16 protein-coding genes are annotated in these 15,312 nt (G+C 67.5%); 9 read left to right on the top strand and 7 right to left on the bottom strand.

The window, feature by feature from the left end; translation table 11 throughout:
• Positions 1-58: 58 nt before the first annotated feature.
• Positions 59-814 (bottom strand): amino acid ABC transporter ATP-binding protein, encoded by a 756-nt coding sequence (locus ACFVTM_RS14030; protein WP_390204068.1) that lies wholly within the window; start codon positions 812-814, stop codon positions 59-61.
• Positions 815-1,166: 352 nt separating this feature from the next.
• On the opposite strand from ACFVTM_RS14030, the gene ACFVTM_RS14025 reads away from it, so the two are divergent.
• The 4 genes from ACFVTM_RS14025 to ACFVTM_RS14010 all read left to right on the top strand — a co-directional run bounded on the left by ACFVTM_RS14025 (position 1,167) and on the right by ACFVTM_RS14010 (position 4,075).
• On the top strand, positions 1,167-1,892 hold the full coding sequence (locus ACFVTM_RS14025) for a TIGR00730 family Rossman fold protein (RefSeq protein WP_390204096.1): 726 nt from the start codon (positions 1,167-1,169) through the stop codon (positions 1,890-1,892).
• Between the two features lie 63 nt (positions 1,893-1,955).
• Entirely contained in the window at positions 1,956-2,309 is a 354-nt protein-coding gene (locus ACFVTM_RS14020) for a DivIVA domain-containing protein (protein WP_390204067.1), read from the top strand.
• Between the two features lie 101 nt (positions 2,310-2,410).
• The gene (locus ACFVTM_RS14015) at positions 2,411-3,652 is read left to right on the top strand and encodes a hypothetical protein (protein WP_390204095.1); all 1,242 of its coding nucleotides are present in this window, start codon (positions 2,411-2,413) and stop codon (positions 3,650-3,652) included.
• 255 nt (positions 3,653-3,907) lie between these two features.
• Positions 3,908-4,075, top strand: a complete 168-nt coding sequence (locus ACFVTM_RS14010; RefSeq protein ID WP_079550332.1) for a DUF3117 domain-containing protein — start codon at positions 3,908-3,910, stop codon at positions 4,073-4,075.
• Positions 4,076-4,226: 151 nt separating this feature from the next.
• Here the strand turns inward: ACFVTM_RS14010 and ACFVTM_RS14005 are convergent, their stop codons facing one another.
• Positions 4,227-4,859, bottom strand: a complete 633-nt coding sequence (locus ACFVTM_RS14005) for an O-methyltransferase (RefSeq protein WP_390204066.1) — start codon at positions 4,857-4,859, stop codon at positions 4,227-4,229.
• A gap of 273 nt (positions 4,860-5,132) precedes the next feature.
• Between ACFVTM_RS14005 and sigE the strand changes: the two genes are divergently transcribed.
• From sigE to ACFVTM_RS13990, 3 genes are all read left to right on the top strand, one after another.
• Positions 5,133-5,783, top strand: coding sequence for an RNA polymerase sigma factor SigE (sigE, locus tag ACFVTM_RS14000; RefSeq protein ID WP_390204065.1), 651 nt, complete (start codon positions 5,133-5,135; stop codon positions 5,781-5,783).
• A 119-nt stretch (positions 5,784-5,902) separates the two neighbouring features.
• Entirely contained in the window at positions 5,903-7,027 is a 1,125-nt protein-coding gene (locus ACFVTM_RS13995) for a hypothetical protein (RefSeq protein WP_390204064.1), read from the top strand.
• 81 nt (positions 7,028-7,108) lie between these two features.
• On the top strand, positions 7,109-7,498 hold the full coding sequence (locus ACFVTM_RS13990) for a twin-arginine translocase TatA/TatE family subunit (RefSeq protein WP_390204063.1): 390 nt from the start codon (positions 7,109-7,111) through the stop codon (positions 7,496-7,498).
• Between the two features lie 12 nt (positions 7,499-7,510).
• Here ACFVTM_RS13990 and ACFVTM_RS13985 read toward each other — a convergent pair whose 3' ends face one another.
• Genes ACFVTM_RS13985 through ACFVTM_RS13975 form a run of 3 tightly spaced genes read right to left on the bottom strand, consistent with a single transcriptional unit; the run spans position 7,511 to position 10,732 of the window.
• Positions 7,511-8,638 (bottom strand): Mrp/NBP35 family ATP-binding protein, encoded by a 1,128-nt coding sequence (locus ACFVTM_RS13985; protein ID WP_390204062.1) that lies wholly within the window; start codon positions 8,636-8,638, stop codon positions 7,511-7,513.
• A gap of 11 nt (positions 8,639-8,649) precedes the next feature.
• Positions 8,650-9,456, bottom strand: coding sequence for a DUF1003 domain-containing protein (locus ACFVTM_RS13980; RefSeq protein ID WP_390204061.1), 807 nt, complete (start codon positions 9,454-9,456; stop codon positions 8,650-8,652).
• Complete coding sequence (locus tag ACFVTM_RS13975) at positions 9,449-10,732, bottom strand: magnesium transporter MgtE N-terminal domain-containing protein (protein WP_390204060.1); 1,284 nt, start codon at positions 10,730-10,732, stop codon at positions 9,449-9,451. The genes ACFVTM_RS13980 and ACFVTM_RS13975 overlap by 8 nt, the downstream gene beginning before the upstream one ends.
• A gap of 77 nt (positions 10,733-10,809) precedes the next feature.
• Between ACFVTM_RS13975 and ACFVTM_RS13970 the strand changes: the two genes are divergently transcribed.
• Positions 10,810-11,694, top strand: coding sequence for a general stress protein (locus tag ACFVTM_RS13970; RefSeq protein WP_390204059.1), 885 nt, complete (start codon positions 10,810-10,812; stop codon positions 11,692-11,694).
• Positions 11,695-11,796: 102 nt separating this feature from the next.
• Here ACFVTM_RS13970 and ACFVTM_RS13965 read toward each other — a convergent pair whose 3' ends face one another.
• Positions 11,797-13,380 (bottom strand): aminopeptidase P family protein, encoded by a 1,584-nt coding sequence (locus ACFVTM_RS13965; RefSeq protein WP_390204058.1) that lies wholly within the window; start codon positions 13,378-13,380, stop codon positions 11,797-11,799.
• Between the two features lie 113 nt (positions 13,381-13,493).
• Between ACFVTM_RS13965 and ACFVTM_RS13960 the strand changes: the two genes are divergently transcribed.
• On the top strand, positions 13,494-14,339 hold the full coding sequence (locus tag ACFVTM_RS13960; RefSeq protein WP_390204057.1) for a PHP domain-containing protein: 846 nt from the start codon (positions 13,494-13,496) through the stop codon (positions 14,337-14,339).
• Positions 14,340-14,434: 95 nt separating this feature from the next.
• Here the strand turns inward: ACFVTM_RS13960 and ACFVTM_RS13955 are convergent, their stop codons facing one another.
• Entirely contained in the window at positions 14,435-15,307 is an 873-nt protein-coding gene (locus ACFVTM_RS13955) for a DNA-methyltransferase (protein WP_390204056.1), read from the bottom strand.
• Positions 15,308-15,312: the final 5 nt, after the last annotated feature.

Here is a 15,312-nt window from a genome sequence, read left to right as displayed (position 1 = left end):
GACATTCCTTTCATTGGGCGGCCGCCGTCCGGCGGCCAGGGTGCGAAATCGTGGTGGCTCAGTGCGTCAGGAGCTTGGACAGGAAGTCCTTGGCCCGGCTGCTCTTGGGGTTGGTGAAGAACTCTTCGGGGGTCGCGTCCTCGACGATCTGGCCGTCTGCCATGAACACGACGCGGTCCGCCGCCTTGCGGGCGAAGCCCATCTCGTGGGTGACCACGATCATGGTCATGCCCTCCTTGGCGAGCTGGACCATGACGTCCAGGACCTCGTTGATCATTTCCGGGTCGAGGGCCGACGTGGGCTCATCGAAGAGCATCACCTTCGGCTTCATGGCCAGGGCGCGGGCGATGGCAACGCGCTGCTGCTGGCCACCGGAGAGCTGGGCCGGAAGTTTGGGGGCCTGATGCCCGACGCCGACACGCTCCAGCAGCGCCATGGCGTCCTTGTCGGCTTCGCCCTTGGCGACGCCCTTGACCTTGATCGGGCCGAGGGTGACGTTTTCCAGGATGGTCTTGTGCGCGAACAGGTTGAAGGACTGGAAGACCATGCCGACGTCGGCGCGCAGTCGTGCCAGTTCCTTGCCCTCAGCGGGCAGTTCCTTGCCATCGATCTTGATGTCGCCGTCGTCGATGGTCTCGAGGCGGTTGATGGCGCGGCAGAGCGTCGACTTTCCGGAACCCGAAGGGCCGATGACAACAACAACCTCACCCTTGCGGACGTTCAGGTTGATGTCCTTCAGGACGTGCAACTGGCCGTAATGCTTGTTCACGGCCGTCAGGGAGACGAGGGCATCGCCGGGCACTTGAGTAGTCATACAAAGAATCTAGCGAAGATTGACGCAATATGACCGCAATCACTCTGATTCGTGCAGATCGTGATTCAAGAGATACCTGCACTTCAGCGTCACTTGCCGGGCCTCCTGAAACCCCCCTCCGCGGTCCCCGGCTGCACCGGCTGCCACTGAAGTGCCGACGCGCCGACGCGGCAGCGCCGAAGTTCCGCGCTAGCCTATGGGCATGAGTACCGATCCGCAGCAGGGCCCCAAGCAAAACGCCGAACAGAAGCCCGCCGGCAAGCCGGCCCGCGAGGCCCGGAGCACCACGGCGCCCAACGGGATCCGCCATAAAGGCCCGCTTGAGCTGCGCCGGAAGGCCGCCAAAGTCACAATGTCCGACCAGACGTTGCTGGACACCAAGGGTCCGGGGCAGTTTGTCCATACCGACCCCTGGCGGGTCCTGCGGATCCAGAGCGAGTTCGTGGAAGGGTTTGGCGCCCTGGCCGATCTCGGTCCGGCGGTCAGCGTCTTCGGCTCCGCCCGCACCGTGCCGGGGAGCCGGAACTACGAGCTGGGTGTCGAGGTGGGACGCCAACTGGCCGAGGCCGGACTGGCCGTCATCACGGGCGGTGGCCCCGGGTCGATGGAGGCCGCGAACAAGGGTGCCGTGCAGGGCAACGGCGTCTCCGTGGGGCTCGGGATCGAACTGCCGTTCGAGCAGGGCATGAACCAGTGGGTGGACCTGGGCATCAACTTCCGGTACTTCTTCGCCCGCAAGACCATGTTCGTCAAGTACGCGCAGGGATTCATCGTGCTCCCCGGCGGCCTCGGCACCCTGGACGAGCTCTTCGAAGCCATGGTCCTGGTCCAGACCCGCAAGGTCACCTCGTTCCCGATCGTGCTGGTGGGAGTCGCCTTCTGGGGTCCCCTGCTCGAGTGGGTCCGGGACACGCTGGTCACGGAGGGGATGGTGTCGGAGGAGGATCTGGACCTCGTGCAGGTAGTGGACGACCCCGCGCTGGCGGTCGCGCTTGTGGTGGAGGGGGCCGCACGCCACCGGAATCCGAACGGCGGCACCAACGGAGGCGGCGGCGCGGGCTCCAAGGGAAACGGCTAGGGAACGCGGGGCTGAAGCGTCCTGCCGAGTGCTCCGGCGTCCGGCTTCTGGCACGATGGTCCTGTGAGTCTCTTCCTGGTTTTCGTGGCGATAGCGCTGATCGGCGTCGCCGTCCTCCTCGGTACCGGCCTGGCGCCGAAAATCCTCCGCCGAAACCGGGACGGCGGTGCCGGTTCCTTTGACGACGGCTTCGACGAGCCGGTCGCCTCGCTGCCGCCGGTCCTGTTGCCCGAGCGCGCGGCCGCGGCGGACATCGACCGCCTGCGCTTCGCCGTCGGGCTCCGCGGGTACCGGATGGACCAAGTGGACCAGGTCCTGGATGATCTGCGGGAGCAGATCATCGCCAAGGACCAAAAGATCGAGGCGCTCGGAGAGGAACTGGAAAGCCTCCGCCCGCCGGCCGAGCCCGGGCCGTGAACCGCGTGGAGGATCCGGAGACCGTCGCGGAGCCTGAAGCTCTGGAGCCGCAGGGGTTGAACGCGGCGGTGTGGAGCCGCATCGCAGCTGCGGGCGCGCGGATGGCGCGGTGGCCGTGGTGGACGCAGGTGGCCGGCCTGTACATCGCCGCCCGGCTGGTCAGCGCCTGTATTTTTATGGCTGCCGCCCTGCATCAGGGCGTGAATCCGTGGTTTCCCGCCAAGCCGGACTACTGGAATTTCATTAATATCTGGGACGCCCGCTGGTACGCCGAAGCGCTGCAGACCGGGTATCCGGTGCTTCTGCCGACCGACGGCGCCGGCACCGTCCAAGAAAACACGTGGGCGTTCTACCCCCTGTTTCCCATCCTGGGTCGGGTGCTGTCCGGGCTCACGGGTACGGGTCCGGCGTGGTCGCTGACGGCCATCGCGATGGTTTCGGGCCTTGGCGCAGCCCTCGTGGCGTACAGGATATTCAGGCACCGTGCCTCGCACCGCACGGCGCTTTGGGGGACCGTATTCCTGGCGACCTTCCCGGTGGCGGCGGTGCTGCAGGTGCCCTACGCCGAATCCCTGAACCTGCTGTTGCTCGGCTCCGCGCTGCTGCTGGTCATGGAGCGCCGGTACCTCTGGGCGATGCCCGTGGTGGTCCTGATGTGCCTTTCCCGGCCTACCGGGGTTCCCTTTGCGGCGATGATGGGGCTGCTTTTTCTCTACCGTCTCTGGCAGCGCTTCACCGAACAGCGACTCAAAACGCAACAACCCGCAAAGCCGGACCTCGCAACACAGCACGTCCCAACACAACACCGGGACGGCGTTGCCGTCCACAGCAACGCCCAGCTCTGGTCCCTCGGCGGGCTCACCGCCGTCAGCGGGATCAGCGCGCTGCTGTGGCCCGCCATCGCCTGGGCCGTAACGGGCGATCCGGGCGCCTACACCAAGACCGAAACCGCATGGCGCGGCGATGACCTGGTGCCGTTCAAGCCGTGGTTCGACGCCGGCATCATGCTGTTCGGGCCGAACCTGGGCGTGCTGGCACCCTTCGTGTTCGTTGCCGCGTTCACGCTGTTGATGATGTCCCGGCCCGTGGTGGCACTGGGCACCGAGCTGCGGCTCTGGTGCTGCTGCTACATGGGCTATCTGCTGGTCTTCCTGCACCCCCAGACCAGCACGTTCCGGATGCTGCTGCCGCTGTTCCCGCTCGCCCTCAGCGCAGCCCTTCTCTCGCGGTCCCGCGCGTACCGCGGTGCCGTCGTGGTGATGTTTTTCCTGCTGCAGATCGTCTGGATTGTGTGGCTGTGGGCCTGGGCGCAGTTGCCCGGCGGAGGGGACTATCCGCCGTGACCCACAGCACCATTTCGGGGCGCCGGCCCGGCATGGCGGGACGCGCTTGAAAGTCCAACGATTAGCTACGGGCGCATTGTTACGCGATAATAGAGGATAAGCAAGGACAAGAAGCACACAGAATTCGTAAGCGGTTTATTTGTGAGTTTGCCTGTCATGGCGGCCTCTTGGAGTGCTGCCGGGCGGCTTGATTGGCCAAGCGGACGCAGCCCGGCCGGGCTGGTATGTCAGGGACTAATGGAGGGGATTTTCCTTATGGCGGCAATGAAACCACGCACCGGCGACGGCCCTATGGAAGTGACGAAAGAGGGACGAAGCCTGATCATGCGTGTTCCGCTCGAAGGCGGGGGACGGCTCGTGGTCGAACTCAATGCTGCTGAGGCGACAAACCTCAAGGAATGCCTCGTCGGCGTCACCGAATAGCATCACGCCAAGAGCTTCGCAGGGGGCGGGGTCCCGGCCACCAGGCCGCGGACCCCGCCCTTTTCTGCGCCCTGGACCCTGCGATCGAGCCCGGCGATCAAGCCCTGCGTTCGAGCCCGGCGTCCGGCTGCGAGTGGCTGCGTTCGAACGGCTATTTCTTGACGGCGATCAGCAGGCCGTCGCCGGTGGGCAGCATGGCGGAGGCGAGGCGGTCATCGTCGCGGATTGACTTGCCGATCTGGCGCAGCACCACGGTTGTGGCGTCCCGGGCGGCCGGATTCGCCACCCGGTCCTTGTCCAGGGCATCGTTGACGATCAGCAGGCCGCCGGACTTGAGCAGCCGCACGGCCTGTTCCACGTAGCTGGGGTAGTTCGCCTTGTCGGCGTCAATGAATACGAGATCGTAGGCCCCGTCCGTCAGCCGGGGCAGGACATCGCCGGCGCGGCCCGAAATGGTGCGGGTGCGGTTGGCGGGGCTGCCCGCTTCCTGGAACGCCTCGCGCGCCGCCTTGAGGTGTTCGACGTCGACGTCGATGGTGGTCAGGACGGCCTGCGGGCCCAGCCCCCGCAGGATGCACACGCCGGACACTCCTGCGCCGGTGCCGATCTCCACCGCGGTCTGTGCCTTGGACGCTGCCGCCAGCACCGTCAGCACGGCGCCCACGCCGGGACCGATCGGGGTCACGCCAAGCTCGAAGGACCGTTCGCGCGCGTGCAACAGGACCTCATCCTCGGCAGGCAGATCTTCTGCGTAGGACCAGCTCGTGGACTTATCGGCGCTCATGGGATATCGCTTTCTGGGCGGCAGGGGAGTGTTCCCTACAGCGTACTGTGTCCGGCGGGACGGGACACGGAGGTCGGAGCGCCGTGGCCCCGGCAGTCGGCCGGGAGTTCTGCCTTTGGCGGAAGAGTGGTGCGGGTCAGGAAATTCCCAGCTTATTTTGAAATGATGGGTATCCGCTCATCCGCGTGGTGATCGGCGTCGAATGAAGGGTGCAGGAACCTGCGCGAGCAGGCACCATTCGGGCGTAGGTACCATCCACGAGGGGAGCGGACGATGTCGATTCTGGCACCTGTCCCGGCAACTGAGGCAACTGATTCAACCGGCCAGTCCAGGACCCCGGCGGAAGCCGAATGGGTCCGGCCGACCTGGGAGGAAGTGGTGACGAACCACTCCGCCAAGGTCTACCGCCTTGCCTACCGGCTGACCGGAAACAAGTACGACGCCGAGGACCTCACCCAGGAGGTGTTCGTCCGGGTCTTCCGTTCGCTGGAGAACTTCAAGCCGGGCACGCTGGATGGCTGGCTGCACCGGATCACCACCAACCTGTTCCTGGACCAGGCCCGGCGCAAGAACAGGATCCGCTTTGACGCCCTGGCCGATGACGCCGAGTCGCGGATTCCGGGCCGGGAGCCCGGACCGGAGCAAAGCTTCGAATTGAACAACCTCGACGTCGATGTCCAGGCCGCGCTCGAAGAACTTCCCCCGGACTTCCGTGCCGCCGTCGTGCTGTGCGACCTTGAGGGGCTCTCCTACGACGAAGTCGCCGCCACACTGGACATCAAACTCGGGACCGTCCGGTCCCGGATCCACCGCGGCCGGACGATGCTGCGCGAAAAGCTCGCGCACCGCGACCCGCGTCCTGCGCAGGCCAAGCAGTCCCTCAAGCCGCGGCTCAAGATGCCGCGCATCGCCGGCCTGCTCTGAACCAGTCAATGGGTCTGCTGAGACGTTTACTGGGAGGCTCTGGCTGCAGGTTCTGGGACAAGGCCGGCCGGGGCAGGATCGGCGCTACGCGGAATTGGGCCGCCGGCCGCCATAACCATGTGGCATCGTGTGCCGAATGCCGTGCCCGGCAACAGCGTGAGCGCCAGTACCTCGAAAAGCTCCGCGGCGCCGCCGTGCCCGAGGCCAGCGACGACCTGACCGCCCGGCTCCTGGCACGGACCGGGCAGTTGGCCGCGGAACGGTCGGCGACAGAGGGGCCGGTAACCAGCCCGGAACAGGCGGACCTGGAAAGGCACGCAGCCGAAGAGGCGGCCGCCGACTGGACTTTTGCCGGCGACCCATCCGCTGCCGGGCCTCCCCAGGACGGGCGCCGCCGCGGCCTGCGCCTGCCGGCACTGGTGGTCGGAGGGGCCGTCGCCGCCCTGGCCATCGTGGCCGGCACCGGTTACGCCATGGGAGGCGACCCCGCGGCCCCTGCCGACGGCGCCGACGCCTCCGCCGCTGCCCACCCGGAGGCCGGCGGGCAGGCCGGCAGCGGCGCACCGCCCGGGGCGGGGGAAATGTTCGCCAGCGGATCGGACAGCGCCGGCGTTCCCGGAAGCGAAGTGACCGGGCCCCGGGTCGGGCTCGGCCTGGGCGGTGAGCCCGACTTCACCCCCGCAGGGACCCTGAGCGCCGGGCAGCTTGCCGCGTTCCGCTCACAGGGATGGATCTGCCCTGAACTGCGCGACCTCGGATTCCACCTCATCTGGGCCCGGGCCGGCGTCATGTCCGGGGACGTGATCCTGGAACTTCGCCTCACGGATGGGCAGCACTTCGCCACGGTCCTCGAACAGCACGCGTCCCCGCCGCGGGCGGCCGGCACATCCCCCGGTACGCCCCCGGTACGTGCCCGGGCCGACGCTTCACCCGTCAACGTGCTGACCGGGCACGCCGCCGTCGCAGACGGTTTCACCCGGGCCAGGCCGGGCGCGCCGTCGGCCCTCCCCGAGTCCGGTAGCGGCACGCTGTGGGTCAACCCGGCCCCGCCGTACCGGGCCATCTACCAGACCGACGCAGCCACCTACACCTATGTTTCGGACCTGCCGGCCGAGCAAGCCGACGACGGCGTTACCGCCCTCACACGGGTCAGCAGCGGCACTGCGGCGTCAGGCCCCCGCGACGGAATTACGGAACGGATCGAGCGCGGACTCAGCCGAATCCTGGAGCACCTGGCCCCGTGAGGCAGGGATGGGCCGGACATGGTCGGCATTCGGACTTCGCGAAGTCGTCGCCAGCCCGAACGAGAGGGTAATCTTCCTAAAGTGCTTGGAATCAATGGACCGGAGTTTCTACTTCTGCTGATCATCGGCCTTCTGGTGATTGGTCCCAGCAGGCTGCCCGAATACACCCAGAAACTTGCCAATATCGTCAAGGAAGTGCGCCGGATGGCGTCCGGTGCGCGGGAACAGATCAAGGAAGAAGTCGGCATCGACATCGATGAAGTCGACTGGAAGAAGTACGATCCCCGCCAGTACGATCCCCGCCGGATCATCAAGGAAGCGCTCCTCGAGGACGACACGAAGCCGGTGAGCTCCGGTGCCCCGGCCGCAGTGTCCACGGCCGCCACGGTGGCCGCAGAGTATCGCCCGGCCCGGGTTGTCGAGCGGCTGCCCGAAGGCGAAGCGGCGCCCTTCGACTCAGAGGCGACCTAAGCTTCCCACCACTTAGCGGGGCTGCAGGCCCAGCGGCATGCCCTTGAGCCCGCGGGGAACCGACGCCAGCTTGCCGGCGATTCCGGCCAGGGCCACGGCCGCAGGGGTTTCCGGACGGCCCAGCACCAGGGGCACCCCGGCGTCGCCGCCCTCACGCAACTGGACTTCGAGCGGAATCTGGCCCAGCAGGGGCACGTTCTCACCCACCGTGGCCGAGAGGCGCTCGGCGAGCACGGCGCCGCCGCCGCTGCCGAACAGGTCCATCCTGCCGCCGTCGGGCAGTTCCAAGTAAGACATGTTTTCCACGACGCCGGCCACGGTCTGGCCGGTCTGGGTGGCGATCGCACCGGCCCGCTCGGCAACGTCCGCGGCGGCCGCCTGCGGGGTGGTCACGACGAGGATCTGCGCCTTGGGCAGCAGCTGGGCGACCGAGATCGCAATGTCGCCGGTGCCCGGCGGCAGGTCCAGGAAGAGGGCGTCGAGGTCGCCGAAGTAGACATCCGTGAGGAACTGCTCCAGTGCCCGGTGCAGCATCGGGCCGCGCCAGGCCACGGGCTGGTTGCCGGTGACGAACATGCCGATGGAGATGACCTTGACCCCGTAGGCCACGGGCGGCAGGATCATGTCGTCCACGCGGGTCGGGGCCTGGGTGATGCCCATCAGCGCCGGAACGGAGAAACCGTACACGTCGGCGTCCACGATCCCCACACGGAGGCCCTGGGCCGCCAGGGCGCACGCCAGGTTGACTGTCACCGAAGACTTGCCCACGCCGCCCTTGCCGCTCGCGACGGCGTACACCCTGGTCAGCGAGCCGGGTGCGTTGAACGGGATGCCGCGCTGGCCGCCGGCGCCGCGCAGCCTCTCCTTGAGGGCGTCGCGCTGCTCCTGCGTCATGACCTTCAGGTCCACCTCGACGCCTGTGACGCCCGGGACGGCTGACAGCGCCGCCTCGGTGTCGGCGGTGATGGTGCCGCGCAGCGGGCAGCCCGCGATGGTCAGGAGTACCACGATCCGTACGCGGCCGCCGTCGGCGATCTCCACGGACTCCACCATGCCGAGCTCGGTGATGGGGCGGCGGAGTTCAGGGTCGATCACGGTGGCCAGTGCGCTGTGCACTGCCTGTTCCAGCGGGGTGCTCATGCGGGCGATGCTCAGCTTTCGGGGGTGGTGCGGTGTGCGGGCAAGCGGGTGGGATCGGCGGGGGCCCCGGACGGATCCGCTGACGGTTCCTCCGCGTGGTCCGCAGGGCTGTCCGCCGAGGGGGTTTTCGCGGTGCTGGCAGGGCTGTCCTCCCGCTTACCGCTGGCCTTGACGCGGGGGATCTGCTGGGTCCGGGGGCCGCGCTTGTCCCGCCGCTCCTTCAGTTTCTCCTTGACCTTTTCCCGCGGCGTCTCGTGGGCGCCGTTGGAGGGATCGTGGGTGCGCAGTTCCTCCTGCGCCTCCAGCATGTCCTCCAGCAGGCTGCGCAGCTCGGCACGGACGTAGTCGCGGGTGGCGACCTCGCGCAGCGCGATGCGCAGGGAAGCAAGTTCCCGGGTCAGGTATTCGGTATCGGAGAGATTACGCTCCGCCCGTTGGCGGTCCTGCTGGAGCGAGACCTTGTCCCGGTCGTCCTGGCGGTTCTGCGCGAGCAGCAGCAGCGGCGCGGCGTAGGAAGCCTGCAGGGACAGCATGAGCGTCAGCAGCGTGAAGCCAAGCGCCCTGGAATCAAACTGCCATTCCTCCGGCGCCCACGTGTTCCAGCCCAGCCAGAACACGCAGAACACGGTCATGTACATCAGGAACTGGGGCGTGCCCATGAACCGGGCAAAGCCTTCCGTGGCGTGGCCAAAGGCGTCCGGGTCAGGACGGAAATTGGGCAGGATCCGCTGCCGGCCGCTCAGCGGCGTGTCGAGGCCGCCTGAGGCCCTGCCGGCCGGACGGGTGCCGGAGCCCCGTGGTGCTGTGGAATCAGCCAATGCGGCCTCCGAGCTTCCTTATCGGGGCGTCGTCCTCGTGGGCGCGCCAGTCGTCCGGCAACAGATGATCAAGCACGTCATCAACAGTCACCGCCCCCACAAGCCGTCCGTCGTCGTTGACCACGGGGAGTGAGTTGAGGTTGTACGTGGCCAGGGCACGGGCCACCTCGCTGATGTGGGCCTGGTCCGAGACCGGTTCCAGGTTCTTGTCCACGAGGTTGCCCAGCGGCTCGGGCGGCGGGAAGCGCAGCAGCTGCTGGATGTGGACGACGCCGAGGAAGCGCCCTGTCGGCGTTTCCAGCGGGGGCCTGGCGACGAAGATGGAGGATGCCAGGGCCGGGGAGAGTTCCTCCCTGCGGACATGCGCGAGGGCCTCGGCGACCGTTGCCTCGGGGGGAAGGATCACCGGAACCGGCGTCATGAGCCCGCCGGCGGTGTCTTCGTCGTATTCCAGCAGGCGGCGGACGTCTTCGGCGCCTTCGGGTTCCATCAGCTGCAGGAGTTCTTCGGCCTGGGCGCTGGGCAGTTCGGCAAGGAGGTCGGCGGCGTCGTCCGGATCCATTTCCTCGAGGACGTCGGCGGCGCGGTTGACGTCCAGGGCGGAGAGGATTTCCACCTGATCGCCTTCGCGCATCTCCTGCAGCACGTCCGCGAGCCGTTCGTCCTGGAGTTCGCTGGCAACCTCGAAGCGGCGCTTGTCGCTCATTTCCTGAAGGGCTTCGGCGAAGTCGGCCGGTTTGAGGTCCTCGTGCGTGGCTACGAACTGGGTGGCCGCCTGCGGTTCGGTCTTGGCGCCTTGCTGGGCATCGGCCCAGTCGATGATTAGGGTTTCATTGCGGCGCAGCCGGCTCAGCGGCGAGAGGGAGTGGCCGCGGCGGACGAAGAGCTTGCTGACGAACCAGTCGCCGGAGCGGTGCCGGTCCATGGCGATGTCCTCGATGGTCGCATCGCCGCTGCCGTCGGCAAGGGTCACCCGGCGGTCGAACATCTCGGCGACCACGAGGGTTTCCGCGCCGCGCTGTTCGAAGCGGCGGAGATTGACCAGGCCGGTGCAGATGATCTGGGTCTGGTCGATGGAGGTGATCCGGGTCATCGGCACGAAGACGCGCTTTTTGCCCGGGACTTCGACGACGATGCCCACCACGTGTGGGGCGCCCCTGGTTCCGCGGGAGAGCACCACAACGTCGCGCAACCGGCCCAGACGGTCGCCCAAGGGGTCAAAGACGTCCAGTCCGAGGAGGCGCGCGACAAACACCCGCGAAAGATTCGTGCTCACTCATACAGGCTACCGAGTCTGCTCTCTTTTAGCTGAATTTCCAGCCGGACACCAGCCGGATAGGCGAGAATGGGCATATGTCAAACATTTTTGGTGCTCCCAGGGCCGGTGCCCCCGGCTCGGACGAGGCTCGCGCCGTCCCGAGAGGCGACGTCGTCGGTTCGTACAACTCCTACCTGGATGCCCAGAAGGCGGTGGACTATCTGGCAGACCAGCAGTTCCCCGTGCAGATGGTGTCGATCGTGGGCAACGACCTGAAGATGGTGGAGCGGGTGACAGGCAGGCTGACCTACCCCCGCGTGGCCCTGTCCGGCGCCCTCAGCGGCATGTGGTTCGGCCTGTTCGTCGGCGTGATGCTGTCCTTCTTCTCCACGACCCCCGGCTACTTCTCGATTGTGACGTCCGTGCTGATGGGTGCCGCGTTCTTCATGCTCTTTGGCATCGTCACGTACGCCATGCAGCGCGGCAAGCGGGACTTCACGTCCACGAGCCAGGTGCTGGCGACCAACTACGACGTGGTGGTCTCCTTCGAGGCCGCCGGTGAAGCGCGGCGCCTGCTCCACCAGTTGCCCATGACGCCGCATGACGCGTCCGGTGCAGCGGCCGGCAGCTACGCGCAGCACGACTACCGGCACCCGGAACCGCAGCAGCCCACCCCGCAGCAGCCCGGGCAGCAGGGCCATGCGCCGCAGCGTCCCGCGGGCTGGAACGATCCGTACGGCCAGAGGCCGCCGGAGGCTGGCAGCGAACCGGCCGGACAGTACCAGGGCGGTGCACCCCAGCAGGCAGGAGCCGCAGGCCAGGCCCCGGCAGCATCCGGCGCGGCGGAGGACACGGCCCGCCCGGCCGGCAGGGTGTCAGGTGTGAGCTATCCGGATCTCCCGGACGGCCGCCCGCAGTACGGGGTCAGGGTCACGGACGGCGACAAGCCCGCGCCGAGCCAGGACGGCCAGCAGCACTAGCCTCGCGACAGAATTAGCTGCAGAAAAGGGAGGGTCCTCGGACCCTCCCTTTTCTGCGCTTCTAGCTTCTCGTCCGCGATCTTCCCGTCCGCAGGACGGACGTTACGGCGTCTGGCCGTCGGCTTCCAGGTAGATGCCCGCCATCCAGGACTCGACGTCGTCGGCCTTGCGCGGCAGCGCGGCGCTGAGGTTGACCGGCCCGCCGGCCGTCATGAGGATGTCGTCCTCGATCCGGACGCCGATGCCACGGTATTCCTCGGGGATGCCGATGTCCTCGTTCTTGAAGTACAGGCCGGGTTCGATCGTGAACACCATTCCGGGCGTGAGTACGCCGTCGAGGTAGAGTTCCCGCTTCGCCTGGGCGCAGTCGTGGACGTCGAGGCCGAGGTGGTGGCTGGTGCCGTGCGGCATCCACCGGCGGTGCTGCTGGCCCTCGGTGCTGACGGCTTCCTCGACGGAGACGGGCAGGAGACCCCATTCGGCGAGCCGTTCGGCCAGCACTGTGGTGGCTGCGGTGTGGATGTCCCGGAATTTGGTGCCCGGCTGGGCGGCGGCAAAGCCGGCGTCGGCGGCGTCGAGCACTGCCTCGTAGACCTTGCGCTGGATCTCGGTGAACTTGCCGTTGGCCGGCAGCGTGCGGGTGACGTCGGCCGTGTACAGCGAGTCGGCCTCGACCCCGGCGTCCAGGAGCAGCAGTTCGCCGGCGTTGACCTTGCCGGTGTTCCGGGTCCAGTGCAGCACGGTGGCGTTGTTCCCGGAGGCGGCGATGGTGTCGTAGCCGAGCTCGTTGCCTTCCTCGCGGGCCCGGGCGAAGAACGCCCCTTCCACCACGCGCTCGCCGCGGTGGTGGGTCAGCGCCCGGGGGAGTGCCTTGACGACCTCCGTGAAGCCGGCCACGGTGGCGGCGACGGCGGTCTTCATCTGTTCGATTTCCCACTCGTCCTTAAGCAGGCGCAGTTCCGAGAGTGCCTCGGTGAGTTTTTCGTCCAGGGCGTCCAGCACGCTCAGGTCCAGGTTGTCCGGGTCCTTGGCCGTGTTGTAGCGGGCGGTGTCCACGAGGGCGTCGATGTTCTCGTCCACCTTGCGGACCAGCCGGATGGAGATTCCGCCGATCTCGGGCGCGCCGACGTTCTTGGTGATGGCGAGTTCGAGTTCGGCGATGTCCGCCGTGTCCAGCCCGAGCTTGGCCTGGAACTCGGCCAGCGTCGGACGTGCGCCGATCCAGAACTCCCCGGAGCGGGAGTCGGCGTAGAACTGCTCGGTGTCGCGGCCGGCCAGCGGGCGGAAGTACAGCGTGGCGTGGTGGTTGCCGCCGTCGTCGCCCGTGCCTTCCGGCACCGGTTCCAGGATCAGGACCGCATCCGGCTCGTGGTCCAGGCCCAGGCCGGTGAGGTGCGCGAAGGCCGAGTGCGGCCGGAAGCGGTAGTCGCAGTCGTTCGAGCGGACCTTCAGCGGGCCGGCGGGGATGACCAGGCGTTCACCTTTGAACAGGCCTGAGATGGACCGGCGCCGGGCCGCGGCGTGGCCCGCGACGGCGTCCCGTTCGGGGAGCTCTTGCGTGGCCGGCGCCCAGTTGCTGGCCATGAAGGCCTTGAAAGCGTCGGAGCTGGGCCGCTGCGAGCGGTTGTTGACGCGCTCTTCGAGGGGCTGGGAAGCGGAGATTAGGGTGTTATCTGCATCGTTCACCGTCCCATAGTCTCACCAGCGCCGCGGCTTAGGCCAACGGCGCGCCACCGCCGCAGGGCGGCCCGCCCGAAGGGTGCCGGGGCTTTGATCCGGCCATCTACTACGCTGGTGAGGTGAGGATTGACCTGCATGCCCACTCCAACGTTTCCGACGGCACCCAGGCGCCGGCCGGCGTCATTGAGTCCGCCGCCGCTGCAGGGCTCGACGTCGTGGCCCTGACCGATCACGATTCCACTGCCGGGTGGGCGGAGGCTGCCGCCGCTGCCCGGAAAACGGGGGTCGCCCTGGTCCCGGGCATGGAGATCTCGTGCCGGACGGCGGAAGGCATCAGTGTCCACCTCCTCAGCTACCTCCACGACCCCGCACATCCCGGGCTGCTCGAGGAAATCACCAAGGCCAAGGATGCCCGGCGCACGAGGGCCCAGAAGATGGTGACTCTGCTGTCGGAGGATTACCCGCTGACATGGGACGACGTGATCCACCACGTGGCACCGGGCGCCACCCTCGGCCGCCCGCACATCGCCGACGCGCTCGTCGCCGCGGGCGTGGTGGAAGACCGGGCCGAGGCCTTCGGCTCCATCCTGACCGGACGCTCGCGCTACTGGGTCCAGCACTACGCGCCGGAGCCGGCGCTCGCCGTCGCACTGGTCCGTGCAGCCGGCGGCGTTCCGGTGTTTGCCCACCCCGTCGCGTCGGCCCGCGGCCGGATCGTGGGGGAGGCGACCTACCGGGAGATGATCGACGCCGGGCTGGCCGGCCTGGAAATCTACCACCGGGACAATCCCGAGGAGGGCCGGACGTTCCTCCGCCGCATCGCCGAACAATACGGCCTGCTGGTCACGGGATCCTCCGACTACCACGGCGCAGGGAAGCCGAACCTCCTGGGCGAGAACCTGACCACGCCCGAAGCCTTTGCCCGCATCGAGGAAATGGGCACCGGATCCTCCGTGGTGCGCTGAGCCCCGGCCCCACGTTGCCCTATCACTTTTGGTCCCTCAGAGGCCCGAATAGCCACCAAAAGTGATAGCGCAACGGCAAGAAAAGGGTCAGGCGGTCAGGCTGTCGGGAACGACGTGAACTGCGCTTTCGCGGCCAGGCGCTTTGTCATGACGTCGACGGCTGCCAGATTCTGGTCCACACACACGAACCTGCGGTCGAGTTTCGCGGCCACGGCTCCGAGCGTGCCGGAACCGGCGAAGAAGTCCAGGCACCAGTCGCCCGGCCGGCTCGACGCCGCAACCACGCGGCGGATGAGCCCCTCCGGCTTCTGCGTGGGGTACCCGGTCTTCTCCTTGCCGGTCGGCGAAACGATCGTGTGCCACCAGACGTCCGTGGGAAGCTTGCCGAGCTCGCGCTTGGCGGGCGTGACCAGCCCGGGCGCCATGTACGGCTCACGGTCCACCTCGGCGCTGTCGAAGTGGTACTTGGCCGGGTTCTTGACGTAGACAAGGATGTTGTCGTGCTTGGTGGGCCAGCGGTACTTGGCCCGTGCACCGTAGTCGTACGCCCAGATGATCTCGTTGAGGAAGCATTCCCGGCCGAAGATCGCGTCCAGCATGACTTTCGCATAGTGCACCTCGCGGTAGTCCAGGTGCAGGTACAAGGTGCCATCGTCCGCGAGGAGCCGCCAGGCCTCCACGAGCCGGGGCTCCAGGAAGGACCAGTAGTCGCTGAAGGCGTCGTCGTAGCTGTGCAGCGCGCCCTTGATCGTGTCATAGGACCGGCCCTTGAACCCGACGCGGTCACCCTCGCCGCCGGCATTGAGCACCATCTTGGTTTCCTGGCGCTTCTGGACCCGGCCGGTGTTGAAGGGCGGGTCCACGTAGATCAGTGTGAAGGCGCCGTCCGGCAGCGTGGGGAGGTATTCCGCGTTGTCCGCGTGAACCACCAGGTTGCTGCCGTCCGGCGCCCAGACGGTCTCAGTCATGGAGG

Origin of the sequence: Arthrobacter sp. NPDC058130 (assembly GCF_042884475.1) — a bacterium.
Lineage (GTDB): Bacteria > Actinomycetota > Actinomycetes > Actinomycetales > Micrococcaceae > Arthrobacter.
The sequence above is the reverse complement of the archived record's forward strand: the minus strand, read 5'-3'. Positions and strand labels throughout refer to the sequence as shown.

Bases quoted from the DNA above. Each gene is read 5' to 3' on its own strand.
- ACFVTM_RS14030 (WP_390204068.1), bottom strand. From the start codon at position 814: ATGACTACTCAAGTGCCCGGCGATGCCCTCGTCTCCCTGACGGCCGTG.
- ACFVTM_RS14025 (WP_390204096.1), top strand. From the start codon at position 1,167: ATGTCCGACCAGACGTTGCTGGACACCAAGGGTCCGGGGCAGTTTGTC.
- ACFVTM_RS14015 (WP_390204095.1), top strand. From the start codon at position 2,411: ATGGCGCGGTGGCCGTGGTGGACGCAGGTGGCCGGCCTGTACATCGCC.
- ACFVTM_RS14010 (WP_079550332.1), top strand. From the start codon at position 3,908: ATGGCGGCAATGAAACCACGCACCGGCGACGGCCCTATGGAAGTGACG.
- ACFVTM_RS14005 (WP_390204066.1), bottom strand. From the start codon at position 4,859: ATGAGCGCCGATAAGTCCACGAGCTGGTCCTACGCAGAAGATCTGCCT.
- sigE (WP_390204065.1), top strand. From the start codon at position 5,133: ATGTCGATTCTGGCACCTGTCCCGGCAACTGAGGCAACTGATTCAACC.
- ACFVTM_RS13985 (WP_390204062.1), bottom strand. From the start codon at position 8,638: ATGAGCACCCCGCTGGAACAGGCAGTGCACAGCGCACTGGCCACCGTG.
- ACFVTM_RS13970 (WP_390204059.1), top strand. From the start codon at position 10,810: ATGTCAAACATTTTTGGTGCTCCCAGGGCCGGTGCCCCCGGCTCGGAC.
- ACFVTM_RS13955 (WP_390204056.1), bottom strand. From the start codon at position 15,307: ATGACTGAGACCGTCTGGGCGCCGGACGGCAGCAACCTGGTGGTTCAC.